4 protein-coding genes are annotated in these 5,717 nt (G+C 60.9%); 2 read left to right on the top strand and 2 right to left on the bottom strand.

What is annotated here, in order from left to right:
• Positions 1-116: 116 nt before the first annotated feature.
• Together rhaI and ABW043_RS22500 are read right to left on the bottom strand one after the other, a co-directional pair.
• The gene (rhaI, locus tag ABW043_RS22505) at positions 117-1,406 is read right to left on the bottom strand and encodes an L-rhamnose catabolism isomerase (RefSeq protein ID WP_353923431.1); all 1,290 of its coding nucleotides are present in this window, start codon (positions 1,404-1,406) and stop codon (positions 117-119) included.
• A gap of 65 nt (positions 1,407-1,471) precedes the next feature.
• Entirely contained in the window at positions 1,472-3,568 is a 2,097-nt protein-coding gene (locus ABW043_RS22500) for a bifunctional rhamnulose-1-phosphate aldolase/short-chain dehydrogenase (protein WP_353923430.1), read from the bottom strand.
• A 184-nt stretch (positions 3,569-3,752) separates the two neighbouring features.
• On the opposite strand from ABW043_RS22500, the gene ABW043_RS22495 reads away from it, so the two are divergent.
• A complete protein-coding gene (locus ABW043_RS22495) occupies positions 3,753-4,559 on the top strand; it encodes a DeoR/GlpR family DNA-binding transcription regulator (RefSeq protein WP_353923429.1) in 807 nt (268 codons plus the stop codon).
• A 33-nt stretch (positions 4,560-4,592) separates the two neighbouring features.
• Positions 4,593-5,579, top strand: a complete 987-nt coding sequence (rhaS, locus tag ABW043_RS22490) for a rhamnose ABC transporter substrate-binding protein (RefSeq protein ID WP_353923428.1) — start codon at positions 4,593-4,595, stop codon at positions 5,577-5,579.
• Positions 5,580-5,717: the final 138 nt, after the last annotated feature.

The following is a 5,717-nucleotide window of genomic DNA, read 5'->3' as shown; positions in this document are numbered from 1 at the left end:
TAAAAACGACCGTACGTCCGATGATGACCTCTTCTGAAAACAAAAAGGCCCGGTGATCGCTCACCGGGCCTTCTCTTCCGTCGCAACTTGGGAGGAGCGTTGGAACTCGTTGTTTCTTAGACGATGCCGCCCGAGCCGCCTTCGACGGCGGGGCGGACTGCGGCGACCTTGGCGCGGTAGCCGGAGGCGCGGTAGGCGCTGAGCGGATCGATGGCGCCGCCGGCTTCGAGCCGGGCGAGGGCAAGGATCGGCTCGACATCGGTGCGGAACGCGTGGCGCAGCTGCTGGGTGGCCGTCAGCGCGTCATTGTCGTTCTGTGCGGCCTTGAGGGTCGCGCGGTCGACGAGGAGCGCCTGGGCGTAGGAACGCTGCACATCCGAAGCCGAGAGCATCAGCGACTCGATCGGGTCGGTGACGTTGTGGCTCTGGTCGAGCATGTGGGCCGGGTGGAAGCTGGCGTCGCGGTTCTCGATGTCGACAAGTTCGTTGAAGACGAGGAACAGGCGGTAGGGATCGACCGAACCGGCGTCGAGATCGTCGTCGCCATACTTGGAATCGTTGAAGTGGAAGCCGCCGAGCTTGCCGAACTGGGCAAGGCGGGAGACGATCATTTCAATGTTCACGTTCGGGGCGTGGTGGCCGAGATCGACGAGGCAGAGGGCCTTGTCGCCCAGTTCCTTGGCGATGATGTAATTGGTGCCCCAATCCTGCACGACCGTCGAATAGAAGGCCGGCTCGTACATCTTGTGTTCGGTATAGACGTTCCAGTCGTCCGGCAGGGCGGCATAGATCGCCTTGGCAGAGTCGAGGTAGTTCGCGAACTGGTCGGCGAAATTGACCTGGCCGGGGAAGTTCGAACCGTCGCCGATCCAGATGGTCAGGGCCTTCGAGCCGATGGTCTTGCCGATCTCGATGCATTCGAGATTGTGCTCGATCGCCTGGTTGCGAGTGCCCTTGTCATAGGACGAGAGCGAGCCGAACTTGTAGCTCTGGATCTGACCCTTGGCGTCCGAGAACGTGTTCGAGTTCATGGCGTCAAAACCGAGGTTGAAGCGGCTTGCAGCCTGCTTCAGACGGTTCGGATCGGCCTTGTCCCACGGGATATGCAGCGAAATGGTCTTGGTCGCCTGGGTCAACTGGGCGATGACGGCGCAATCTTCGATCTTGTCGAAGATGTCGCGCGGTTCGCCGGCGCCCGGGAATTTGGCAAAGCGCGTGCCGCCGGTGCCGACGCCCCAGGAGGGAACGGCCACGGAGAACTTTGCGACCTTGGCCTTGACGGCGTCGATGGCAATGCCGCGACGGTCGAGGCGTTCGCCCAAAGTTTCATAGTCGCGACGAAGATCGGCTTCGCGCTTGGTGTTGTCGGCTTCGACGATGGATGCGTCGATGATGTGTTCGGTCATGTTTTCCTCCAGCAAATGCGGAAAACCCCCTCAGCCGGCTGGCGGCGAGGGGGCCTTGCTATTGCTTAGCGCGGGAACGACTGGGCGTTGCCGGCGTCGACGTTGATGATGTTGCCGGTGGACTTGGCCGAGGCTTCCGAAGCGAAGAAGTAGATGGCTTCAGCGATGTCTTCCGGGAACACCGAGCGCTTCAGCATCGAGCGCTGGCGATACATCTCTTCAAGGCCGTCCTTGTCGGTCTTGTAGGTCGATGCGCGCTGCTCAAGCCATTCGCCGGCCCAGATCTTCGAACCACGCAGCACGGCGTCGGGATTGACGACGTTGACGCGGATCTGTGCTTCCGCGCCTTCGAGGGCGAGGCAGCGCGCCAGGTGAATCTCGGCTGCCTTGGCGGTGCAATAGGCTGCAGCGTTGGGCGAAGCGGCGAGGCCGTTCTTGGACGCGACGAAGACAACGTTGCCACCGATCTTCTGCTGGCGGAAGAGACGGAAGGCTTCGCGCGACACGAGGAAATAGCCCGTGGACAGGATGTCCATGTTCTTGTTCCAGAGTTCGAGCGAGGTCTCTTCGATCGGAGCCGAGGAGGCGAGACCGGCATTCGACACGAGGATGTCGAGGCCGCCGAATTCAACCACGGCATGGGCGAAGCCGGAAAGGACCTGCTCCTCCTTGGTGACGTTGATGTTCACCGGGCGGACGAAGTCGGCACCAAAAACGCCGGTCAGTTCGGCGGTGGCGTTGTCGAGAGCGGCCTGGTCGATGTCGGCGATGACGACGCAAGCGCCTTCGCGGAGGAGACGGGCTGCAGTGGCCTTGCCGATGCCGCCGGCGCCGCCGGTGACGAGAGCGATCTTGCCAGCGAGGGACTTTGGCTTCGGCATACGAGCAAGCTTGGCTTCTTCAAGCAGCCAATATTCGATGTCGAAGGCTTCCTGCTCGGGCAGGCCCTGATATTCCGAAACGGTCGAGGCGCCGCGCATCACGTTGATGGCGTTGACATAGAACTCGCCGGAGATACGGGCGGTGGCCTTGTCCTTGGCGAAGGTCAGCATGCCGACGCCCGGGATCAGGTAAACGACGGCGTTCGGATCGCGCACGGCCGGCGAATTGTCGTGCTTGCAGCGATCGTAATAGGCCTGGTAGTCGACGCGATAGGCGGCGATCTGGGCATCAAGGCCGGCGATCACGGCATCGACGTCCGGGTTGGCCGGGTTGAAGTCGATGACCAGCGGACGGATTTTCGTGCGCAGGAAGTGATCGGGGCAGGACGTGCCCAGAGCCGCCAGCGGACGCAGGTTCTTGGAATTGACGAATTCGAGGACGGCGTCGCTGTCATCGAAGTGGCCGAGCTTGTGGCTGTCTTCGGAGATGAAGCCGCGGATCTTCGGCATCAGCTTGGCAGCGACGGCGCGACGGGCGTCGGCATCGAGCGACTGGGTCGCGACGCCACCGAAAATGGTCTTGCCTTCGGTTTCCTTTTCAAACCATTCGATGGCCTGATTGATGATGCCGATGGTGGTTTCGTAGCATTCCTTGGGGGTGTCGCCCCAGGTGAAGAGGCCGTGGCTCTCAAGGATCAGGCCCTTGGAGTTCGGGTTTTCTTCGCAATACTTGCCGAGCCACAGGCCGAGCTCGAAGCCGGGCTTCTTCCATGGCAGCCAGCCGATGGTGTCGCCAAAGATCTGCTTGGTCAGTTCCTTGGAATTCTTGGAAGCCGCGATGGCGATGATCGCGTCCGGGTGCATATGGTCCACGTAAGGGTGGTTCACATAGGCGTGGAGCGGGGTGTCGATCGAAGCGGCGCGGGGGTTCAGGTTGAACGTCGCGTGGGGCAGGTAGCCCACCATTTCGTCTTCATGCTCGAGGCCACGGTAGAGACCCTTGAGGGCGCGCAGCTTGTCCATATAGAGCGTCGAAAAGCCATCGAGCTTGATCGAGGCGCTGTCGCCGCCCGAACCCTTGACCCACAGGACTTCGACCTGCTCGCCGGTCAGGGGGTCTTTTTGCCAGATCTTGGAGGAAGTGTTGCCGCCGCCATAGTTGGTGACGCGCTTGTCCGAACCGAGGATGTTCGAACGGTAGACCAGGCGTTCCGGTTCGGTCATGGACGCGGCTTTGGCGTCGTCCCACTTGTTTTCAAGGCGCTTGGGCGCGGTGGACATGGAAGTTCCTCCCGAAGGTTAGACGAAGTGGAAATTTGGCCGGACATGGCCATAGAACGATATACGCTGTCAATCAGAAACGCTCAGGAATCATCATTCCTGCGCGATCATGACTGAAACATGTCAAATGATGATTGACTCTGCTCGGAAAGGATGAAAGCACTGCGTCCAGGGAGTATCAGCCTTGCACGAAACGGAACGCCACCGCGTTATTTTAGCCGCTGCACAATCGCACCCCGTGGTGACGGTGGCTGAATTGTGTGAGGTGACAGGTTCTTCCGAAGCCACGATCCGCCGGGATATTGCCTCGCTCGACGAGCAGGGCAAGCTGCGCCGGGTGCGTGGTGGTGCCGAGGCAATCAACCCGCCGGCGCAGGGTGGTCTGGTCGGACGACCCTTCTCCGTCAATGAAACGATCAATATTGCTCAAAAACGAGCAATTGCGCGCGCTGCTGCAGATTTGTGCAGTGATGGCGAGCCGATCATCATCAATGGCGGCACGACGACCTATCAGATGGTGCATTACCTGACGTCCAAGCGCGTCAGCGTTTTCACCAACAGCTTCGCCATTGCGGAGTTTCTCATTCACAACTCGCGCAACCCCGTCGTCATTCCCGGCGGCACGGTCTATCGCGAGCAGAACGTCATCCTCTCGCCCTTTGGCGGGGTGGTGGCATCACACTTTTACGCCAAGCGCATGTTCATCGGCTGCCAGGGCATCGGCGCCCACGGGCTGATGGAAGCCGACCCCATGGTCGTGCAATCCGAGCTTGGCCTGATCGGGCAGGCGGACGAACTGATCGTTCTCGCCGACTCTTCCAAATTCACGGGCCGCTCAAGTCTGATCTTGTGTGGGCTCGACCGAATTGCCGCTGTCATCACCGATGGCGGTATCCGCGACGAAGACCGTCAAATGCTGGAAACGGCAGGCGTGCGGCTCATCGTGGCGGAAACGTCTGCTCAGGCCGACCGTCAATCGGCGGTGGCGTGAGATGAACTTCAGATCATCCCAGGGAGGGACTCTATGAAACTGTTCAAACTGATGGCTGCGACCGCTGCTGCGGCCCTGCTGATTGCTGCTCCGGCCTATGCTCAGACCCGCATTGCGCTGGTCGTCAAGTCGCTCGGCAACGGCTTCTTCGACGCCGCCGCCAAGGGCGCTGAAGAAGCTGCCGCCGAACTCGGCGATATCGAGCTGATCTATACCGGCCCGACCACGGCAACTGCCGAAGCCCAGATCGAAGTCGTCAACTCGCTGATCGCTCAGCAGGTCGACGCCATCGCCATCTCGGCCAATGATCCGGACGCTCTGGTGCCGGTTCTGCAGCGCGCCATGCAGCGCGGCATCAAGGTTGTGTCCTGGGACTCCGGCGTCGCCCCTGAAGGCCGCCAGATCCACCTCAACCCCTCTGAAACCGCACTGATCGGCGAAACCATCATCAAGCTGGCCGCCGACTACCTGCCTGAAGGCGGCGACGTTGCCATTCTCTCTGCCGCTTCCACAGCGACTAACCAGAATGCCTGGATCGAAGCCGCCAAGGCCGTGATCCCGGAAAAGTTCCCCAACATCAACCTCGTCGCGACGGTCTACGGTGACGACGACTCGGTGAAGTCGACCGAAGAAGCTCGTGGCCTCATCGCTGCCTACCCGAACCTCAAGGCCATCATCGCTCCGACCACCGTCGGCGTGGTTGCTGCCGCCCAGGTCGTGACCGATCAGAACCTGATCGGCAAGGTCAACGTGACCGGCCTCGCACTGCCGTCCGAGTTCAAGCAGTTCATCGACAATGGTGCTTCCCAGGCCGTGGCTCTGTGGAACCCGATCGACCTCGGCTACTCGGCTGTTTACCTCGCCAATGACCTGATCAAGGGCGAAGAAGCTGCTCCCGGCGCCACCTTCTCGATCGGCAAGGTCGGCGAAGTGACCCTCGACGACACGAACTCGGCTGCCATGGCTGCCCCGTTCCAGTTCGACAAGTCCAACATCGAAGAATTCTCCAAGATCTATTGATCTTTCTTGCCTCTCCCTGAGGGGAGAGGCCGACCCAAAAGGGGCGGATGAGGGGTTCATTGTTTCGGTTCAGGCCGGGATGGTGAACCCCTCACCCTAACCCTCTCCCCTCAGGGGCGAGGGGACCAGATCGAGTGT

The organism is Devosia sp., assembly GCF_040509215.1.
In the GTDB taxonomy this organism is placed as follows: domain Bacteria; phylum Pseudomonadota; class Alphaproteobacteria; order Rhizobiales; family Devosiaceae; genus Devosia.
The sequence above is the reverse complement of the archived record's forward strand: the minus strand, read 5'-3'. Positions and strand labels throughout refer to the sequence as shown.

Bases quoted from the DNA above. Each gene is read 5' to 3' on its own strand.
- rhaS (WP_353923428.1), top strand. From the start codon at position 4,593: ATGAAACTGTTCAAACTGATGGCTGCGACCGCTGCTGCGGCCCTGCTG.
- rhaI (WP_353923431.1), bottom strand. From the start codon at position 1,406: ATGACCGAACACATCATCGACGCATCCATCGTCGAAGCCGACAACACC.
- ABW043_RS22500 (WP_353923430.1), bottom strand. From the start codon at position 3,568: ATGTCCACCGCGCCCAAGCGCCTTGAAAACAAGTGGGACGACGCCAAA.